The organism is Streptomyces sp. NPDC059371, assembly GCF_042751995.1.
In the GTDB taxonomy this organism is placed as follows: domain Bacteria; phylum Actinomycetota; class Actinomycetes; order Streptomycetales; family Streptomycetaceae; genus Streptomyces.
The window spans coordinates 11550-29634 of the sequence record NZ_JBHYXD010000110.1; the positions used below are offsets into that span (position 1 = coordinate 11550).

20 protein-coding genes and 1 riboswitch are annotated in these 18085 nt (G+C 71.6%); of the genes, 9 read left to right on the forward strand and 11 right to left on the reverse strand.

Going from position 1 to position 18085, the window contains the following annotated elements; genetic code table 11:
• Window positions 1-82: 82 nt before the first annotated feature.
• Together ACFXGX_RS37035 and ACFXGX_RS37040 are read right to left on the reverse strand one after the other, a co-directional pair.
• On the reverse strand, window positions 83-2647 hold the full coding sequence (locus tag ACFXGX_RS37035) for an ABC transporter permease (protein ID WP_384800781.1): 2565 nt from the start codon (window positions 2645-2647) through the stop codon (window positions 83-85).
• Window positions 2648-2654: 7 nt separating this feature from the next.
• Window positions 2655-3632, reverse strand: a complete 978-nt coding sequence (locus tag ACFXGX_RS37040) for an ABC transporter ATP-binding protein (protein ID WP_384800784.1) — start codon at window positions 3630-3632, stop codon at window positions 2655-2657.
• Window positions 3633-3839: 207 nt separating this feature from the next.
• Here ACFXGX_RS37040 and ACFXGX_RS37045 point away from each other — a divergent pair, with 207 nt between their 5' ends.
• Window positions 3840-4079: a toxin-antitoxin system HicB family antitoxin gene (locus ACFXGX_RS37045; protein WP_339127977.1), complete on the forward strand. Its 240-nt coding sequence runs from the start codon at window positions 3840-3842 to the stop codon at window positions 4077-4079.
• Between the two features lie 40 nt (window positions 4080-4119).
• Entirely contained in the window at window positions 4120-4458 is a 339-nt protein-coding gene (locus ACFXGX_RS37050) for a fic family toxin-antitoxin system, toxin component (RefSeq protein ID WP_384800828.1), read from the forward strand.
• Window positions 4459-4489: 31 nt separating this feature from the next.
• Here ACFXGX_RS37050 and ACFXGX_RS37055 read toward each other — a convergent pair whose 3' ends face one another.
• The 4 genes from ACFXGX_RS37055 to bioB form a co-directional block, all read right to left on the reverse strand.
• The gene (locus ACFXGX_RS37055) at window positions 4490-5179 is read right to left on the reverse strand and encodes a class I SAM-dependent methyltransferase (RefSeq protein WP_384800787.1); all 690 of its coding nucleotides are present in this window, start codon (window positions 5177-5179) and stop codon (window positions 4490-4492) included.
• Between the two features lie 436 nt (window positions 5180-5615).
• Window positions 5616-6332: a dethiobiotin synthase gene (gene bioD, locus ACFXGX_RS37060; RefSeq protein WP_384800790.1), complete on the reverse strand. Its 717-nt coding sequence runs from the start codon at window positions 6330-6332 to the stop codon at window positions 5616-5618.
• A gap of 1 nt (window position 6333) precedes the next feature.
• Complete coding sequence (locus ACFXGX_RS37065) at window positions 6334-7629, reverse strand: adenosylmethionine--8-amino-7-oxononanoate transaminase (RefSeq protein ID WP_384800793.1); 1296 nt, start codon at window positions 7627-7629, stop codon at window positions 6334-6336.
• Window positions 7622-8845 carry a biotin synthase BioB gene (bioB, locus tag ACFXGX_RS37070; protein WP_384800796.1) on the reverse strand — a complete coding sequence of 408 codons (1224 nt, stop codon included), beginning with the start codon at window positions 8843-8845 and terminating at the stop codon, window positions 7622-7624. Before bioB ends, ACFXGX_RS37065 begins: the two co-directional genes overlap by 8 nt.
• A 169-nt stretch (window positions 8846-9014) precedes the next feature.
• Here bioB and ACFXGX_RS37075 point away from each other — a divergent pair, with 169 nt between their 5' ends.
• Complete coding sequence (locus ACFXGX_RS37075; protein ID WP_384800799.1) at window positions 9015-10139, forward strand: 8-amino-7-oxononanoate synthase; 1125 nt, start codon at window positions 9015-9017, stop codon at window positions 10137-10139.
• A gap of 123 nt (window positions 10140-10262) precedes the next feature.
• Here ACFXGX_RS37075 and ACFXGX_RS37080 read toward each other — a convergent pair whose 3' ends face one another.
• Together ACFXGX_RS37080 and ACFXGX_RS37085 are read right to left on the reverse strand one after the other, a co-directional pair.
• A complete protein-coding gene (locus ACFXGX_RS37080) occupies window positions 10263-10487 on the reverse strand; it encodes a DUF397 domain-containing protein (protein ID WP_384800802.1) in 225 nt (74 codons plus the stop codon).
• Window positions 10488-10498: 11 nt separating this feature from the next.
• Window positions 10499-11356: a helix-turn-helix domain-containing protein gene (locus tag ACFXGX_RS37085; RefSeq protein ID WP_384800805.1), complete on the reverse strand. Its 858-nt coding sequence runs from the start codon at window positions 11354-11356 to the stop codon at window positions 10499-10501.
• A gap of 212 nt (window positions 11357-11568) precedes the next feature.
• On the opposite strand from ACFXGX_RS37085, the gene ACFXGX_RS37090 reads away from it, so the two are divergent.
• A complete protein-coding gene (locus ACFXGX_RS37090) occupies window positions 11569-12027 on the forward strand; it encodes an ATP-binding protein (protein WP_384800808.1) in 459 nt (152 codons plus the stop codon).
• A gap of 156 nt (window positions 12028-12183) precedes the next feature.
• Here the strand turns inward: ACFXGX_RS37090 and ACFXGX_RS37095 are convergent, their stop codons facing one another.
• From ACFXGX_RS37095 to ACFXGX_RS37105, 3 genes are all read right to left on the reverse strand, one after another.
• Complete coding sequence (locus tag ACFXGX_RS37095; protein ID WP_351865790.1) at window positions 12184-12657, reverse strand: C40 family peptidase; 474 nt, start codon at window positions 12655-12657, stop codon at window positions 12184-12186.
• A gap of 3 nt (window positions 12658-12660) precedes the next feature.
• A riboswitch (cyclic di-AMP (ydaO/yuaA leader) is annotated at window positions 12661-12857 on the reverse strand.
• A gap of 336 nt (window positions 12858-13193) precedes the next feature.
• On the reverse strand, window positions 13194-13499 hold the full coding sequence (locus tag ACFXGX_RS37100) for a hypothetical protein (RefSeq protein WP_384800811.1): 306 nt from the start codon (window positions 13497-13499) through the stop codon (window positions 13194-13196).
• 7 nt (window positions 13500-13506) lie between these two features.
• Window positions 13507-14142, reverse strand: a complete 636-nt coding sequence (locus tag ACFXGX_RS37105; RefSeq protein ID WP_384800814.1) for an ATP-dependent Clp protease proteolytic subunit — start codon at window positions 14140-14142, stop codon at window positions 13507-13509.
• 188 nt (window positions 14143-14330) lie between these two features.
• On the opposite strand from ACFXGX_RS37105, the gene ACFXGX_RS37110 reads away from it, so the two are divergent.
• The 5 genes from ACFXGX_RS37110 to ACFXGX_RS37130 all read left to right on the forward strand — a co-directional run bounded on the left by ACFXGX_RS37110 (window position 14331) and on the right by ACFXGX_RS37130 (window position 17948).
• Window positions 14331-14609, forward strand: coding sequence for a type II toxin-antitoxin system Phd/YefM family antitoxin (locus ACFXGX_RS37110; protein ID WP_384800817.1), 279 nt, complete (start codon window positions 14331-14333; stop codon window positions 14607-14609).
• Window positions 14610-14930: 321 nt separating this feature from the next.
• Window positions 14931-15233 (forward strand): urease subunit gamma, encoded by a 303-nt coding sequence (locus ACFXGX_RS37115; RefSeq protein ID WP_103550668.1) that lies wholly within the window; start codon window positions 14931-14933, stop codon window positions 15231-15233.
• A 15-nt stretch (window positions 15234-15248) separates the two neighbouring features.
• Window positions 15249-15560, forward strand: coding sequence for an urease subunit beta (locus tag ACFXGX_RS37120; RefSeq protein WP_326789137.1), 312 nt, complete (start codon window positions 15249-15251; stop codon window positions 15558-15560).
• On the forward strand, window positions 15553-17274 hold the full coding sequence (locus ACFXGX_RS37125) for an urease subunit alpha (protein ID WP_384800822.1): 1722 nt from the start codon (window positions 15553-15555) through the stop codon (window positions 17272-17274). The genes ACFXGX_RS37120 and ACFXGX_RS37125 overlap by 8 nt, the downstream gene beginning before the upstream one ends.
• The gene (locus ACFXGX_RS37130) at window positions 17274-17948 is read left to right on the forward strand and encodes an urease accessory protein UreF (RefSeq protein ID WP_384800825.1); all 675 of its coding nucleotides are present in this window, start codon (window positions 17274-17276) and stop codon (window positions 17946-17948) included. Before ACFXGX_RS37125 ends, ACFXGX_RS37130 begins: the two co-directional genes overlap by 1 nt.
• Window positions 17949-18085 lie beyond the last annotated feature (137 nt).

Consider the following 18085-nt stretch of genomic DNA (forward strand, 5'->3'; position numbering starts at 1 on the left):
GGGGGGGCGGGCGCGGGGCGCGGCCCCGGGGCGGGGGGGCGGGGGCGGCGCCCCGGGGGGGCGGGCCCGCCCCGGGGTGTGGTCATTCGTGCGCGATCGCGGCCAGGACGTTCATGCGCGACGCGCGCAGGGCCGGGAGCAGTGCCGCGACGATGCCGACGACGGCCGAGCCGATCACGACCGCGACGATCGTCGTCCAGGGGATGGCGAGCGCCTTCATGCCCTGCAGCGCGAGCACCTGCTGGACACAGACACCCCAGATGATCCCGAGCGCCAGCCCGAGCACCGCGCCGAACACGGCGATCACCACGGACTCCAGACGGATCATCCGGCGCAGTTGACGCCGGCCGAGGCCGATGGCGCGCAGCAGCCCGATCTCGCGGGTGCGCTCCACGACGGACAGGGCGAGGGTGTTGACCACGCCGAGCACGGCGATGACGATCGCGAGCCCGAGCAGCGCGTACACGAGGTAGAGCAGCACGGCGATCTGGTCGTGGACGAGCTTCTTGTAGTCGGCCTGGTCGCGGACCTGAACCTGCGGGTACGGCTCAAGGGTCTTCTCCAGACGCGGCCGCAGTCGGTCCGGGGCCGTGCCCGGGGCCGCGTTGACGTACAGGGCCGAGTCCTGCCCGCCGGGCACGTACTTCTCGATCGTGCCGAAGCCGAAGAAGAGTCCGCCCTGCGTCCCGAACCCCCCGCCGTCCTGGTCCGTGAGCGCGCCCACGGTCAGGGTCGTCGAGCGGCCGGCGGGGAACTCGACGGGAATCGTGCTGCCGACCCGCACGTCGTGGTCCTCGGCGAACGTCGCGTCCATCGCGATACGCCCCTCGCCGAGCGCCGCCGCCGAGTCGCCCCGCGTGTACGTGAGGTGGGCGACGTCGTCGAGCCGCGGATCGTAGGCCGAGGCGGTCGTCTCCACCCGCTTGCCGTCGGGCAGTCTGACCGCGACCGGGGTGAACCGCTGCCGGACGACCAGGCCGACCCCCTCGGTGGCGCGCACCTTGTCCGTGACCTCGTGCGAGAACGGCACGTAATTGGCGTTCTGGAGAACGAAGTCGGCACCGAGGGTTTTGTCGATCTGCTGGTCGAAGGACTTGCTCATGGACGCGCTGGCGACGGACATCCCGCCGACCAGGGCGAGACCGACCATCAGGGCGGCCGCGGTGGCGCCGGTGCGCCGGGGGTTGCGCAGCGCGTTGCGCTGGCTCATCCGGCCCACCGGCCCGAAGATCGCCGGGAACGCGCCGCCGAGGACCCGGATCACCGGCCGCACGAGCAGCGGCCCGGCGATCACCGTGGCGATCAGGGTGAGGACGACACCGAGTCCCAGCAGCGAGGCCGAGGTCGAGGTCTTCGACGCGGCCGCGCAGCCCGCCAGAGCCGCGGCCCCGGCCGCGCCGACGACCCCGCCGACCACGGCCCGTACCCGCAACGGCCGCCCCACGCCCGCGACTTCGGCGTCCGAGAGGGCCGCCATGGGCGAGACGCCCGCCGCCCGCCTGGCCGGAAGATAGGCCGCGATGTACGTGACGCCGACGCCGACGACGTACGCCGCCACGGGGGTTCCCCAACCGATCACCATCTCCGTGGACTTGAGGTTCATGCCGAAGGCGGTCATCAGCTTGATCAGCCCGATCGCCAGCCCGATCCCGGCCGCGAGGCCGAGCGTCGAACCCACCAGGCCGAGGAGCAGCGCCTCGGTGAGCACCGACCGGCGCACCTGTCGGCGGTCGGCGCCCAGCGCCCGCAGCAGCCCGAGTTCCCGGGTGCGCTGGGCGATCAGCATGGAGAAGGTGTTGACGATGAGGAATATGCCGACGAGCACCGCGATCCCGGCGAAGCCGAGCATCACGTACTTGATGACGTCGAGGAATCCGCCGAGCTGCTCGGCGGACGACTTCGCCTGCTCCTCGGCCGTCTTCACGTCGTAGGGTCCGGCGCCGAGTTCGGCGGAGACGCGCTTCTTGAGCACGGCGTCGTCGACACCCGGCGCGGCGTCCACGGAGATGCTCGTGGCGGCGTCGGGGCGGCCGAGCAGCTTGGACTGCGCGGCCGGGGTGTCGAGGAAGATCAGCGCGGCACCGGGGTTGGTGGTGGTGAAGGTGGCGATGCCGACGATCCGCACCTTGAAGGAGCCGGGCTGTGCCTGCACCGTGAGGGTGTCGCCGATACCGAGGTGCTTCTTGTCGGCGGTGTCCGCGTCGAGCAGCGCCTCGCCGGCGCCGTGCGGTTCGTGACCGGAGGTCAGCTTCACCGGACTGCGTTCGGTGATCTCCCAGTTGGTGACGATCGTGGGGGCGCCCGTCGTCGGTCCGACCGACTTGTTCGCACTGTCGACGACCGGGGCGTTCTCCACCGACGCGTCCACGTGGGTCGCGGCGACTCCTTCGACGTCGGCGAGCCGGTCCGCGAGGGAGGCGGGGACGGTCTCGGTGGCGCCGGTGGGCAGTTGGGACGTCAGATCGTTCTTCGGTTCCACGGTCACATCGGCCGCGGTGGAGGCGAAGAGCCGGTCGAACGTACGGGTCACCGTGTCCGAGAAGATGAGACTGCCCGCGACGAAGGCCACGGACAGCACGATGGCCAGGGCCGAGAGCAGCAGTCGCCCTTTGTGCGCGAGAAAGCTTCGCAGTGTCGCCTTGAGCACGACCGCCTCAGTCCTTGTCGGGGGTTACGTCGCCGGAGCCGCCGCCGGGAGCGGTGCCGCCGGAGCCGCCGTGGGCCGTCCCACCCGTGACGGGAGCCGTGTCACCCGTGACGGGAGTCGTGTCACCCGCGCCGCGGGCGTCCGCCGCGGGACCCCCTTCGCCCTCGGAGGCCGCTCCACCGGGCTCGCCGCGCCCGCCGTCGAAGGTGACCCGGACGGTGTCGAAACGCTTCATCCGTTCCAGCACGGCGTCCGCGGAGGGCCGCTCCATCTCGTCCACGATCCGCCCGTCCGCGAGGAAGAGCACGAGATCGGAGTGGGCGGCCGCGCCGGGATCGTGGGTGACCATGACGACGGTCTGGCCCAGCTCGTCCACGGCCTCGCGCAGGAATCCGAGGACTTCGAGGCCCGCCCGCGAGTCCAGATTGCCGGTCGGCTCGTCCGCGAAGATCAGCTCGGGCCGGGAGGCGAGCGCCCGCGCGCAGGCGACGCGCTGCTGCTGTCCCCCGGAGAGCTGGGCGGGCCGGTGCTTCAGCCGATCGCGCAGCCCGAGGGTGTCGATGACCTGGTCGAGCCACTTCTGGTCGGGCTTCTGGCCCGCGATGTCCATGGGCAGCGTGATGTTCTCGGCCGCGTTGAGGGTGGGGATCAGGTTGAACGACTGGAACATGAAGCCGATCCGGTCCCGCCGCAGCCGGGTCAGTTCGCGGTCCTTCAGCCCGGTGATCTCGGTGTCGCCCAGCCACACCTGCCCGGCCGAGACGGTGTCCAGGCCCGCCAGACAGTGCATGAGGGTGGACTTCCCGGAGCCCGAGGGACCCATGACGGCGGTGAACCGGCCGCGCGCGATGTCCACGTCGACCGAGTCGAGGGCCAGTACCGCGGTCTCGCCGGAACCGTACGCCTTGGTCAGGCCGCGGGCTCGGGCGGCGATCCCGTCCCCCTCCGCGCGGCCGGGAATCTGCTCGGCAGCAGCTGTGGACAAGACCGCCTCCTCCTGGGATGGATGTCCGGACACATGGTCGGCCCGAGCGTAGTGTGACCGGACGCACACCCGGTATCCCCCCCAGGTGCCACACGGTCTCCGTCCCAGGGTGTGGCCCTGATATCGATGTAAGGGGCAATCTCCACCGCGGTTCTCCACCCCCGGCCCCTCTTGCCCGTGCTAGCGGTATCGCGCTAGCTTCGAAGGATGGCGAAGACTCAGCTGAACGTCCGGGTGGACGAAGGCACCGCGCGCGCCGCCCGGGAGAGAGCCCTGGAACGGGGGATGAGCGTGAACCGCTACATCGAGGAACTGGTCCGGCAGGACACCGGGGAAGTGGGCCACACCTTCGTGGAGGCCGCCGCCGATTTCATGAAGCAGTACGAGTCCGTCTTCGCCGAGGAGTTCGGCGCGGAGCGTGAAGGCACCAGCGAAGGTCGTCGTTGATCCCTTGAGCAGTATCAGAGTCGACCTTGCCTGGCTCCTCATGATCGCCGAACGGAAAACACCGGGAGACCCCCAGGTCACCGACTGGGGAGCCCTCGTCGCCGCGGTCAGCCGGCACGAGGCGGAGATCCTCGGCATTCCCGTGTACGACAGTCCGCACGCCCGCGCCGCCGCACTGCTCCAGCTCCTGTTGCACGTCCCGGCGCTCGAACGCTCCAACGCGATGTTCGCCTCGGCCGTCGCCTACGCCTATCTCGTCGCCAGCGGCCTGAAGGTCGTCACCTCGCCCGAACAGGTGAGGGAACTGGCCCGCCTGGTGAAGAGCGGCCAGGCGACCGTGCACGACATCGCCCACGAACTGCGCCGCTGGAGTCTGTGACCCCGGCGCGGAAGCCCCGGGGGCGCGCTCGTCAGTCGAGCGGCCGACGGGCCGTGCCCAGGACGCAGTACGACGTGGGCAGGCGCGGCCCCTTCTCGGGCAGCAACAGCCGCCGGTACGGGCCCAGTTCGAATCCCGCCTCACGCAGCGCGGCGATCGGGTCGCGGGCCACGTGGCAGCCGCCGCACAGCCGCGGCCACACCGTGGCGTCCAGGCCCCGCTGGACGGAACCCATGACCCGTCCGCCGCCCCGGCCGTGCTCGAAGAACCGCACCGTGCCGCCCGGGCGCAGCACCCGCCGCACCTCGGCGAGCGCCTTCGGCACGTCCCGCACGCTGCACAGTACGAGCGAGAGCACGGCGGCGTCGTACGCCTCGCTCTTGACCGGCAGGGCCTCCGCGGCGCCCGGCGCCACATCGACGGGCACCTCGCAGCGCAGCGCCGCCTCCAACGCCAACTGCCGCAGCAGCCGCTCGGGTTCGATGGCCACGACCTCCGACACGGTGCCCGGATAGTGGGCGAAGTTCAGGCCGTTGCCCGCGCCGATCTCGATCACCCGCCCGGACAGTCCCTCGAGCAGCCGTTCGCGCAGCCGGCCGATGCCCATCCGGGTCTCGGCGCCGACGCTGAGACGGGCGTAGTAGCGGGCGAACACCGGATGGTGCACGGCCTCCGGGGAGACCTTGCCGGAGTCGGCCGAACGGAGCGGCTTGAACGGCATCTCGGACCTCCCGGGAGACAGGGTTCACCGGAATTGTCCCCCCGGGAAGCCCGCCGCACGCCCGGCGCGTCACGCGGAAGGCGAGTTCACCCGGCAGGGAGCCGCCCCGGCCGTCCCGCCCCGGCCGAGCCATGACGGCTCCCGGGCCGGCGGTGGCCGGAGGCCGATGGCCGGGGACGGGCGACGGGTGCGGGCCGCGGGCGGCGCGTCGTGGCCCCGGGACGGCGCGGCTGTCCAGCACCGCCGTCCGGCTGCCGCCGTCCGAGTGCCCGACGGGCAAGGGGAGTTCGACCGGCGGCCCCGGCGAGCGACGCGGGGCGGCGTGCCTCCACCGGCGGCTCGGTGAGCGGCGGATGGAGGCCGGGAGAGACGCCTTCCCCGGCCGGCGTCATGCCGTGTGTGCCGGTCGAGGCGCCTGCCGGGGCCGCGGTCGGCGTCAGGCCGTGTGCGCCGCCGCGAAGACTCCGGCGTTCCAGCGTCCGCCCAGCCGGTGATCCAGCCAGCCCGGCGCCCCGGCACGGAAGCCGGCGGGCGAGAGGCCGCCCACGCCCGCCGGGACGGCGCCCAGCAGGGGCGCCCCCGACACCGCAGGCAGGTCCGCGAGATTGCACCGCATCGCCAGATCGGGGGAGTCCGGCCAGCTCCCGATCACCACCCCCGCCAACTCCAGCTCCCGGAGTCGCAGTTCACGAGCCGTCAGTTCCGTCGTGTTGAGTGTTCCCAGCCCCGCCGAAGCGACGATCAGCACGGGCGCGTCCAGCATCCGGGCCACGTCCGCGAGCGTCCCGTCCTCGTGGTCGAACCGGACGAGCAGACCGCCGGCGCCCTCGACCAGCACCAGATCGTGCTCGGTGGCGAGCTTCGCCGCGGCCTCCGCCGCCGACTCCGGCGACACGGGCGGCAGTCCGGCCCGCCGGGCGGCCGTCGCGGGCGCCAACGGCTCGGGATAGCGGCCCAGTTCGAGCGTCGTGACGGCACCGGCGAGCCGGGCCACCTCGTCCGCGTCGCCGCGCTCGTCCGGTCGTACACCCGTCTGCGCGGGCTTCAGCACGGCCACGGACCGTCCCGCCGCGAGGGCCGTGGCGGCGACGGCGGCCGTGACGACCGTCTTGCCCACCTCCGTGCCCGTACCCGTGATCACCAGTACCGTCATCTCAGCCCTCCCGCGCCGCGGCGCACACCGCGCGCGCGATCCGTGCCAGGTCCGTGTCGCCGGTGACGTACGGCGGCATCGTGTAGACGAGGTCGCGGAACGGCCGCAGCCATACGCCCTCGCGTACCGCGGCCGCCGTCGCCGCCTTCATGTCCACCTCGTGGTCGAGCTGGACGACTCCGATCGCGCCGAGCACCCGTACGTCCCGGACGCCCGGCAGCGTGGAGGCCTCCGCGAGGCCCTCCGTCAGCCCCGCCTCGATCCGTTTCACCTCGGTCCGCCAGTCCTGCCCGAGCAACAGGTCGACCGAGGCGCACGCCACCGCGGCGGCGAGCGGATTGCCCATGAACGTCGGGCCGTGCGCGAGTACCGGCACATCGCCGCGCGAGATGCCGTCGGCCACCCGCGAGGTGCACAGCGTCGCCGCCATCGTCAGATAGCCGCCGGTCAGCGCCTTGCCGACACACATCACATCGGGGGTCACGCCCGCGTGGTCCGCCGCGAACAGCTCACCCGTACGGCCGAAACCCGTCGCGATCTCGTCGAAGACCAGCAGGACGTCGTGCTCGTCGCAGGCCTCGCGCAGCACCCGCAGATACGCGGGGGAGTGGAAACGCATCCCGCCCGCGCCCTGCACCACCGGCTCCACGATGACGGCGGCGAGCTCGTCGGCGTGCCGCCCGATCAGCTCGCGCAGATGGTCCGCGTACGACTCCTCGTACGCGGCCGGTGGCGCGTCGGCGAACACCTGGCGCTGGAGCACGCCCTGCCACAGCTCGTGCATCCCGCCCTCGGGGTCGCACACCGACATGGGCTGCCAGGTGTCCCCGTGATAGCCGCCGCGCCAGGTCAGCAGCCGCTGCTTGCCCGGACGGCCGAGCGAGCGCCAGTGCTGGAGGCACATCTTGACGGCGACCTCGACCGAGACCGAGCCGGAGTCGGCGAGGAAGACGTGCTCCAGACCGTCCGGCGAGATGTCGACCAGCCTCTTCGCCAGCCGGACGGCGGGCTCGTGGGTGAGCCCGCCGAACATCACATGGCTCATCCGCTCGAGCTGGCCGCGCGCCGCGTCGTTCAGGACCGGGTGGTTGTAGCCGTGGATGGCCGACCACCAGGACGACATGCCGTCGACCAGCTCGCCCGTGCCGTCGGCCAGCCGCAGCCGGACCCCGCTCGCCGACTCCACGACCAGCGGTTCCTGACGGCCGGGCATCGGCCCGTACGGATGCCAGACATGCCGCCGGTCGAGGTCGAGCAGTTCTCGCACGGACAGGTCTCGCACGGACAGGTCACGCATTGGGCGCGAGATCCGTTCCGGCACCGCGGCGGCGCACGGAGACCAGGTCCGTACGGGCGTCGGCGGGCGCCTCGGCCGGAGCCACGGGCGCCGAACCGCACACGCCGCCGCCCTCGTGGGATCCGCAGCCCGCCTCGGCGTGCGATCCGCATCCGGCGGCCCCGTGCGAGCCGCACCCCGCTTCCGCGTGCGAGCCGCAGCCGCCGGACGGCGCGCGGTGTTCGGGCAGCGTCACCTCGCCCGCGTTCTCCACCTCGAAGCCGGCGTCCGCGATCATCTCCAGGTCGGCCTTGCCCGCCTGGCCCTCGCTGGTGAGGTAGTCACCGAGGAAGATCGAGTTGGCGAGGTTCAGGGCCAGCGGCTGGAGGGTACGCAGATGCACCTCGCGGCCGCCGGCGATCCGGACCTCGACGTCCGGGCAGACGAAGCGGACCATGGCCAGGATGCGCAGACAGCGCTGCGGGGTGAGGTTCCACTCCTTGGCGAGCGGGGTTCCCTCGAAGGGGATCAGGAAATTCACCGGAACGGAGTCGGGGTCGAGCTCGCGCAGCGCGTAGACGACGTCGACGAGGTCCTCGTCCGACTCGCCCATGCCCGCGATCAGGCCCGAGCAGGCGGACAGCCCCGCCGCGTGCGCCTTCTGGACGGTGTCCACCCGGTCGGCGTACGTGTGGGTGGTCGTGATCTCCCCGTACGTTCCCTCGGACGTGTTCAGGTTGTGGTTGTAGGCGTCCGCGCCCGCCTCGCGCAGCCGCTCGGCCTGGCCGTCGGAGAGCAGACCGAGGCAGGCGCACACCTCGACGTTCTCGTTCTGTTCCTTGATGGCCTTGATCGTGTCGGAGACCCGGTCCACGTCACGGTCCGTCGGGCCGCGCCCGCTGGCCACCAGGCAGACCCGCTTGGCGCCCCCGGCGAGCCCGGCCGCCGCGGCCTTGGAGGCCTCGTCGGGCTTGAGCCAGCTGTACTTGAGGATGCCGGCCGTGGAGCCGAGACGCTGCGAGCAGTACGAGCAGTCCTCCGGGCACAGGCCCGACTTCAGGTTGACGAGATAGTTCAGTTTCACCCGTCGGCCGAACCAGTGCCGGCGTACCTTTCCGGCCGCGGCCACCACGTCGAGTACGTCGTCGTCGGAGGTGGCCAGTACGGCCAGCGCCTCGTCGCGGGTCGGCAGCTCGCGCCGAAGCCCCTTGTCCACCAGCGTGTTCAGCAGGTCCATGAGGTCCGATCCTGGACCATGCGACCGCTCTCGGCCAAGGAGAGTTTGCACAACAGAGATGGTTCGACGTGTGGGTATTGCCACATCATGCGCCGTCGGAGCGACCGCTAGGGTCTGTTCACTGCCTACAAATCACCGCCACCGCACCGCAGCGAGACCCGGAGGACCCATGGCGTTCGGCTGGATCGACGAGCAGGCCGAGGCGCGTCGCCGGGCCGGACTCGTGCGTACGTTGCGCCCGCGCCCCGCCGAGTCGCCCCTCCTCGATCTCGCGAGCAACGACTACCTCGGGCTCGCCCGCCATCCGGAGGTCACCGAGGGCGCGGCCGCGGCCGCGCGCCGGTGGGGCGGCGGCGCGACCGGTTCCCGGCTCGTCACCGGCACCACCGAACTCCACGGCGAGCTGGAACGCGAACTGGCCGACTTCTGCGGCTTCGAGTCCGCGCTCGTCCTGTCCTCGGGCTACGCGGCCAACCTCGCCGCCGTCACCGCGCTCGCGCCGCACGGCTCGCTGATCGTCTCGGACGCGGGCAACCACGCCTCCCTGATCGACGGCTGCCGGCTCGCCCGCGGCACGACACAGGTGGTCTCCCACGCGGACCCCGACGCCGTTCGCAAGGCGCTCGGCACCCACGACGGACCCGCCGTCACCGTCTCCGACACGGTCTTCTCGGTGGACGGCGACGCGGCCCCGCTCGCCGAACTGGCCCTCGCGAGCCGGGAGTACGGCGCCGGTCTCGTCGTCGACGACGCGCACGGACTCGGGGTCCTGGGCGACGGCGGCAGGGGCGCTCCGCACGCCGCGGGGCTCGCGGGGGACCCGGACGTCGTCGTGACCGTCACGCTGTCCAAGTCGCTCGGCAGCCAGGGCGGCGCGGTCCTCGGCCCGGCGGCCGTCATCGATCATCTGATCAACGCGGCGCGAACCTTCATCTTCGACACCGGCCTGGCGCCGGCGGCGGCGGGCGCGGCACTCGCGGCCCTGCGCCTGCTGCGCCGCGAGCCGGAGCGGGCGGCGCGGGCGCGCGAGGTGGCCAGGGCGCTGCACACGCGGCTGACGGCGGAGGGTCTCTCCGCGGTACGACCGGACGCCGCGGTCGTCTCCGTGCGGGCACCGTCCCCCGAACGGGCGGTGCGATGGGCGGCCGAATGCCGCGAGGCGGGCCTCGCTGTCGGCTGTTTCCGTCCCCCGTCGGTGCCCGACGGTGTTTCGCGGCTGCGGCTGACGGCCCGCGCGGACCTCACTCATGAGCAGATCGAGCACGCGGTGGACGTGATCAGCCGGAACCGGTGAACCGGTGGAGCGGTGAACCGGTGGAGCGATCGATCGACGAGCGGGTGGAGCGATCGGCCGGTGGTCCGCAGGGGCGGCCGGCCGGTTGTGCGGTTGCGCGGTTGTGCGGTGAACCGTGCGGGTTCAGTTCAGCCCGGTGATGAACCCCTCCCAGACGTCCGGGGTGAACAGCAGGGCGGGTCCCGCCGTGTTCTTGGAATCGCGCACCGCGACCATTCCGGACCAGGGGCCGGTGCTCGGGCGTGCCGTCTCGACGCAGTTGTTCATCCCGGTACTGCGGCTGCTGCGCAGCCAGCGCACAGGGCGCAGTGAAGTACTGGAGGGTACGTACCGAGGCATTGCAGACATGACGTGCCTCCTTACGTGTCGTCGCCTATCGCGGCGATGTAGTCCAACGAGTCCTCGGGTGAAAGGGCGTGGAACTGAAGGGCGTTGAAGGCCTCGGCGTAGGCCTGGAGGTCTTCTTTCCGTTCGAGATAGAGGCTACTCGTCAAGTGGTCGAGAACAACCACATCCAGATCGGTTGTGTTCGGAAATGAGAAAATAACGAAAGGACCGGTCACGCCGATGTGTGCGCCGGCCGCGAACGGCAGCACCTGAAGCCGTACTTGGGGAAGGACGGCGGCCTCGCGCAGCCGGCGGAGCTGGCGTGCCATGACATCGGGGCCGCCCACCTCCCGGCGCAGCACGGCTTCGTCCAGGACCGCGGAGAGTTCGAGCGGCGGGTCCGAGCGCAGCACGTCCTGCCGCGCCAGACGCACTTCGACCAGGGTGTCGAGTTTGCTCTCCTCCAGTCCGTCCACGGCTGCCCGCGTCACCGCGCGGGCGTACTCCGGCGTCTGCAGCAGCCCGGGTACGACAGAGGTCTCCAGGGTGCGCATGGCGCTGGCGCCGGACTCCAGGCTGATGAAGTCGCGGTACTCCGGCGGGAGCACTCCGCGGTACGCGTGCCACCAGTGGTGCCGGCCGTTGACCTCGGATCCCGCCAACACGACCAGAAGCCGGCGCAGTTCGGAATCCTCGACGCCGTACGCGCGTAACAGGCGTTCCACATCGGCCGGTTTCACCCCGCTGGTGCCGGTTTCGATGCGGCTCACCTTCGACTGGTGCCAGCCGAGCAGGCGGGCCGCCTCTCCGCTCGTGAGACCCGTGCCCGCGCGCAGCGCGCGCAGTTCGGCACCGAGCTTGCGGCGGCGCACCGCGGGACCGTGCTGCATGGCTGTTCTCCTTACTCCTTCCAAGTCGTCCGAATACGCTCTGCCGACGCAGAGTTCACCGCATCGAGCGACAGATATATGCATTACTCGGTGGATCGCACCCGCGACCGGCCCGGTAATGGCAGTCTGGCGCAAGCACCAGTCCGGGACCGTACTCGAACCATCCGCTCGGTGTCGGGCTCCGGTCCCGTGGGAAAGGGACGAACGTCGCCATGGCAGACCATCAGGAAGCATCCGTCACCCTGCCGAGCGAGCCGGTTTCGGTTTCCGTGGCCCGAAAATTCGTTGCCGATGTGCTGTCCGAATGGGGCCTGCCGGGGGACTGCGAAGTCGCCGAGACCGTGCGGCTGATCGTGTCCGAACTGGCCACCAACGCCGTGCAGCACACGTTCGGGCAGTCGCCCACCTTCACGGTCGGCGTGTGTCTCGACCGGGAGGAGCGGCTGCGTATCGGTGTCACCGACAGCCATCCGCGCTTTCCGAAGCGGCTGCCCGCGGCTGTCCAGCAGGACAACGGCCGCGGCATGGTGATCATCCGCTGGCTCACCGCCGAATGCGGCGGCAGGCTCACCGTCGTACCGACCCGGGAGGGCGGCAAGACGGTCTCCATCGAGCTCCCGTGGACGGTCCCCGTCCAGCCGGTGCCGGCCGGGTGGCCCCAGGAGCCCTGAGGCCCGCCGTCCGTAGCCCGTCGGCCATGTCGGCTCACGAGGGCCGGGAGGGCGTCGCGGCGGTATGTCTGCCCACGACGGGCCGGGAGGGCGTCAGAGCGGCCCTGAGAGGGCTCGCGCCGGGGCGGCGGGGGTCCGCCGCCCCGGGCGAAAGGGTCAGCCGACCCTGCCGTACCAGACGCTTCTCGTCCAGATCTTCTGCAGTTTCACCACTTCCCCGGTCTTCGGGGAGTGCCAGATCTTTCCCTTACCGGCGTAGATGCCGACGTGGTACACGTTCCGGCCCGAGTGGAAGAACACGAGGTCACCGGCCTTGCGGTGCGAGGCCGAGACATGGTGTGTCTTGTTGTACTGCGCCGCGGCCGTACGAGGCAGCTTCTTGCCCGCCTTCTTGTACGAGTAGAGCGTGAGCCCTGAGCAGTCGAAGCGGTGCGGTCCGGTGGCGCCCCACTGGTAGGGGGAGCCGTGCTTCGACGCCGCGACCTGGAGTGCCCTCGTCGCGACGGTGGCCGCCTCGGCGTCGGGTGCGACGCCTGGAACCACCAGGCTGCCGCCCACGGCGGCGAGAGTGAGCGCCGAGGCCGTACCGGCCCGGGTCCACAGCGACGGGACACGATTGAGCGCAGTCATGCGCAACCCTTCGTCAGCCGCCTGTGAAGGATGACCTGTCGGATTCGGGCTGGCGAAGTTGCCCGGCCGCTGCTGCGGCTTCACCCCAAGGACCGCCCGGAACTGTTCCGGCGGCCCGTCTAGCTGGGTCCTCCACTCCTGCCGATGCACTCCTGTCGACCGGGCATCCGGGAGGCGGCAGGACTCGGCGTCCGCCCGGACCGCCCCGCCGCTGTGGCGGGGGCTTGTCGTCGGAGGGATCTTCACTCATCAGAGTCGGAAAATCCGAGCGGAACCGGTGTTTTGTGGGCTTACTCACCACTCGGCTGTTCGAGTGAACACCCCTCTGTTCGAGCACGTGTTGGAGACAGCGATGAGGCCCGCACCTGCGACGACGGGTCCCATCCGGCGTCCGGACTCCGCGTGTTGCGCAACTCGGAGGGGTCGCAGAAAGGACCGAGGAATACGCCGTCGGGGGGTACACCATCCGGTCCGTTTGAGTCGTGGACCGGACGGCACGGAGCTTCGGCGCGTACCGGTTCGTCGGTGGGGGTCCGTCAACTTCCGGACTCGGGCGGCACGGTGACCCGGGCCGCCCGCCGCTCTCCCCCGAGCACCCGCAGGGCCTGGGCCAGCGTCGCGGCGTGCACCTCGCTCTCGCCCCGCTGGTGCATCAGAGTGAGGGCGTCCCGCAGAGCCTCCGCCTTGCCGACCAGTGCCTGAGCCGCCCTCAGGCCGCGATAGGTGTCTCCGGGGCGTGACGGGTTGATACGGCCGACCAGGTCGACCACGTCGAGATAGCGGTCGATCAGCTCGGCCTCGGCGCGGGTCAGCGCGGGCAGCGGGGGGAGGTCCGGGATCATCGGCCGCTCACCTCGCGCCGGACGTGTCGAGCGCGGCCCTGCGGCTCGGGACGATCCGGTCGATCAGCCCGTACGCCCGGGCCGCCGGGGCGTCGAGGATGGTGTCGCGCTCGAGGTCCGCCGCGACCCGCTCCGGGCTCCGGCCCGTGTGGCGCCCGAGCATCTCCTCCAGCGTCCGACGGGTCCGCATCAACTCCTCGGCCTGGATGACCAGGTCGCTCGTCCGCCCCTGGAACGGCTCGGCCGCCGACGGCTGACGCAGGAGAACGCGGGCCCCCGGCAGCGCGAGCCGCTTGCCCGGAGTCCCGCAGGCCAGGAGCACCGCCGCCACCGAGGCCGCCTGACCGAGACAGACCGTCTCGACGTCGCAGGTGACGAACCGCATCGTGTCGTAGATCGCGGTCATCGCGCCGAAGGAGCCGCCGGGGGAGTTGATGTACAGCGAGATGTCCTGTTCGGGCGCCTGGTGTTCGAGGTACATGAACTGGGCCGTCACGTCGTTCGCCGAGGTGTCGTCGACGGGCGTCCCGAGGAACACGATCCGTTCGCTGAGCAGCTTCGCGTAGGGATCCAGGGTCCGGTGTCCCGCGCTCGTGCGTTCCGTGAACTCGGGCAGGACATAGCGGGCGGACGGGCTGTCCATGGCGCGCCTCCTCAGATCGACGTCTGTAAAAAATGTACAGGACGTACGTCTCTGCGGGAGAGGGTCCTGCTGAGAGCAGAAACGGCGGCACGCCCGGACGGGAAGGCGGCCGAGGGGTGCCGGGCAGCGCCGGCGGGCGGGATCTCGCGCCCCGCGGAGTGCGGGAGGCCCGGTCTAAGCTGGACGTCATGGCCTACGAGATTCCGGTGACGCAAGCCAGGGCTGAGCTCGCCGAACTGATCAACCGCGTCGTGTACGGCGGTGAACGCGTCGTCGTGACGCGGCACGGCAAGCCACTCGTCGCCCTGGTCTCCGCGGCCGACCTGGAGCGACTCGAAGACCTCCCGGAGCCCGCGGACGACCAGGTGGTCAGCTCGCTGTCCAGCGTCCGAGACGTGGCGTCCGCGCCCCGCGAGCACCAGCGCTTCGGCATCGCCGCGGAGCACCGGGGGCCCAGCGCCTCCTGACCGCGCGTGACCGTGCGCGCCGCCCCGGCCTCCCGCGACTCGGTGCCTAGTGCCGCCCGCCGCACGCCGTATACGGTCCGGCCCCCGTCGGCCGCACGCCGGCCCGGGGTGCCGTCAGGGTCCGGGCGGGCGGAACGGGGCAAGCGGGGCGGCATCGCGGCCCAGGGAGCGTTCGCCGGCCGGACCCGAAGGGGATCGCGGGCCGGTTAACGTCCTCGAAACTCCGGCCAACTAGCGTGCCCATCCATGCCACCAGGGGTTTCGGTGGCCGCGGCCGCCGGGCCCCGCACGGCCCGGAGCGAGGATGTGAGGTGGTACGCCGTGCAACTGACCCCGCACGAGCAGGAGAGGCTGCTGATCCATGTGGCGGCCGATGTCGCCGAGAAGCGCCGGGCCCGCGGACTGAGACTGAACCACCCCGAGGCCGTCGCCCTGATCACCTCGCACATCCTCGAAGGCGCCCGTGACGGCCGTACCGTCGCCGAACTGATGTCCTCCGGGCGCAAGATCCTCACCCGGGACGACGTCATGACAGGCATCCCCGAGATGATCCACGACGTCCAGGTCGAGGCCACCTTCCCGGACGGCACCAAGCTCGTCACCGTCCACGACCCGATCGTCTGACGGAGGGGGAGCGCCGTGATTCCCGGAGAGTTCCTGTTCGCCGACGAACCCGTCGTGTTCAACGAGGGGCGTGAGGCCACCCGGCTGACCGTCCTCAACGCCGCCGACCGCCCCGTCCAGGTCGGCTCCCACTACCACTTCGCCGAGGCCAATCCCGGTCTGGACTTCGACCGCGCCGCAGCCCGCGGGAAGCGGCTCAACGTCGCCGCCGGAACCGCCGTGCGCTTCGAGCCCGGGATCCCGGTCGAGGTCGAACTCGTCCCGCTCGCCGGCGCCCGCGTGGTGCCCGGACTGCGCGGGGAGACCGGAGGTGCCCTCGATGCCTGAGATCTCGCGTGCCGCGTACGCCGATCTGTTCGGTCCGACCACCGGCGACCGCATCCGCCTCGCCGACACGGACCTGCTGATCGAGATCGAGGAGGACCGCTGCGGCGGGCCCGGTCTCGCCGGTGACGAGGCGGTGTTCGGCGGGGGCAAGGTCATCCGGGAATCCATGGGCCAGGCACGCGCCACGCGCGCCGAAGGCACCCCGGACACCGTCGTCACCGGCGTCGTGATCGTCGACCACTGGGGGATCGTCAAGGCGGACGTCGGCATCCGCGACGGCCGGATCTCCGGCATCGGCAAGGCCGGCAACCCCGACACCATGGACGGCGTTCATCCCGACCTGGTGATCGGCCCCGAGACCGAGATCATCGCGGGCAACGGGCGGATCATGACCGCGGGCGCCATCGACGCCCACGTCCATCTGATCTGTCCGCAGATCGCCGACGAGGCCCTCGCCTCCGGCATCACGACGCTCGTCGGCGGCGGCACGGGTCCCGCCGAGGGCTCCAAGGCGACCACCGTCACCCCCGGCCCCTGGCATCTGGCCCGGATGCTGGAGGCGATGGAGGGCTACCCGCTGAACTTCGGTCTGCTCGGAAAGGGCAACACCGTCTCGCACGAGGCGATGTTCTCGCAGATCCGGGGCGGCGCGCTCGGCCTGAAGATCCACGAGGACTGGGGCTCGACACCCGCCGCGATCGACGCCGCGCTCACCGTCGCCGACCGCACCGGCATCCAGGTCGCCATCCACACCGACACCCTGAACGAGTCCGGGTTCGTCGCCGACACCCTCGCCGCCATCGCGGGACGCGGTATCCACGCGTACCACACGGAGGGTGCGGGCGGCGGGCACGCGCCGGACATCATGACCGTGGTCTCCGAGCCGTACGTCCTGCCGAGTTCGACCAACCCGACCCGGCCCTACACCGTCAACACGGCCGAGGAACACCTCGACATGCTGATGGTCTGCCACCACCTGAACCCGGCGGTGCCCGAGGACCTGGCCTTCGCCGAGTCCCGCATCCGGCCGTCCACCATCGGGGCCGAGGACATACTCCACGACCTCGGCGCCATCTCGATCATCTCCTCCGACTCCCAGGCCATGGGCCGCGTTGGCGAGGTGATCCTGCGGACCTGGCAGACGGCCCATGTGATGAAGCGGCGCAGGGGCGCCCTGCCGGGCGACGGCCGCGCCGACAACCACCGTGTACGTCGCTATGTCGCCAAATACACGATCAACCCGGCGCTCGCGCAGGGACTCGCCCGCGAGATCGGCTCGGTGGAGACCGGCAAGCTCGCCGACCTGGTTCTGTGGGAGCCCGCGTTCTTCGGGGTCAAACCGCACCTCGTCATCAAGGGCGGAATGATCGCGTACGCGCAGATGGGCGACGCGAACGCCTCCATCCCGACCCCGCAACCGGTCCTGCCCCGGCCGATGTTCGGGGCGATCGGACGGGCTCCCGCCGCGAACTCGTTCAACTTCGTGGCCCCGCTGGCCATCGAGGACGGGCTGCCGGAACGGCTCTCGCTCGGCAAGCGGTTCGTCGCCATCGAGTCGACGCGGGCGGTGACCAAGGCCGACATGCGGGAGAACGACGCCCGGCCCGACGTACGGATCGACCCCGACAGCTTCGCCGTGCACATCGACGGGGAGCTCGTCGAGGCGACTCCGGCCGCCGAACTGCCCATGGCCCAGCGTTACTTCCTCTTCTGATGTCCCGGGCGGCACTTCTCGTCCTGGCCGACGGCCGCTTCCCCGCCGGAGGTCACGCGCACTCCGGCGGGGCCGAGGCCGCGGTCAGGGCCGGGCGGATCACCGGAGCGGCGAGCCTGGAGGACTTCTGCAGAGGCCGGCTGCACACGAGCGGACTCGTCTCGGCCGCGCTGGCCGCGGCGGGCGCGCTCGGGGTCGATCCGGTGGCCCTGGACGCGGCCGCCGACGCCCGCACGCCCTCGCTCGCCCTGCGGGTCACCGCGCGCCGTCTGGGCCGGCAGCTTCTGCGGGCCGCCAGGGCGACCTGGCCGTCCGACGAACTCGACGCGCTGGCCCGGCAGTTCCCCAAGGGGGCGCATCAGCCGGTCGTGCTGGGCGTGGCCGCGCGGGCCCCCGGTCTCGGGCCCGAGGACGCCGCGTACTGCTCCGCCTACGAGTGTGTCAGCGGGCCCGCGTCGGCGACGGTCCGGTTGCTGAGCCTCGACCCGTTCGACGCGACGGCCGCGCTGGCCCGGCTCGCGCCGGAACTGGACGTCGTCGCCCACGCGGCGGCGAGTGCGGCGCGGCGGGCCCTCGACGAAGGTGTCGAGGCGCTTCCCGCCGCGTCGGCCCCGCTGCTGGAGATCGGCGCGGAGGCGCACGCGGCCTGGCCGGTACGGCTGTTCGCGTCCTGACGGCCGCACGCTCCCTGACCGCCGGAAGCCGGCCGGACCTCGCCGTGGCCCGGTGGCGGTCCCCCGGGACGGCCGACCTGCCGCCAGCCCGGTCACCCGGTCACCCGGTCACCCGGTCACCCGGTCACCCGGGTGAC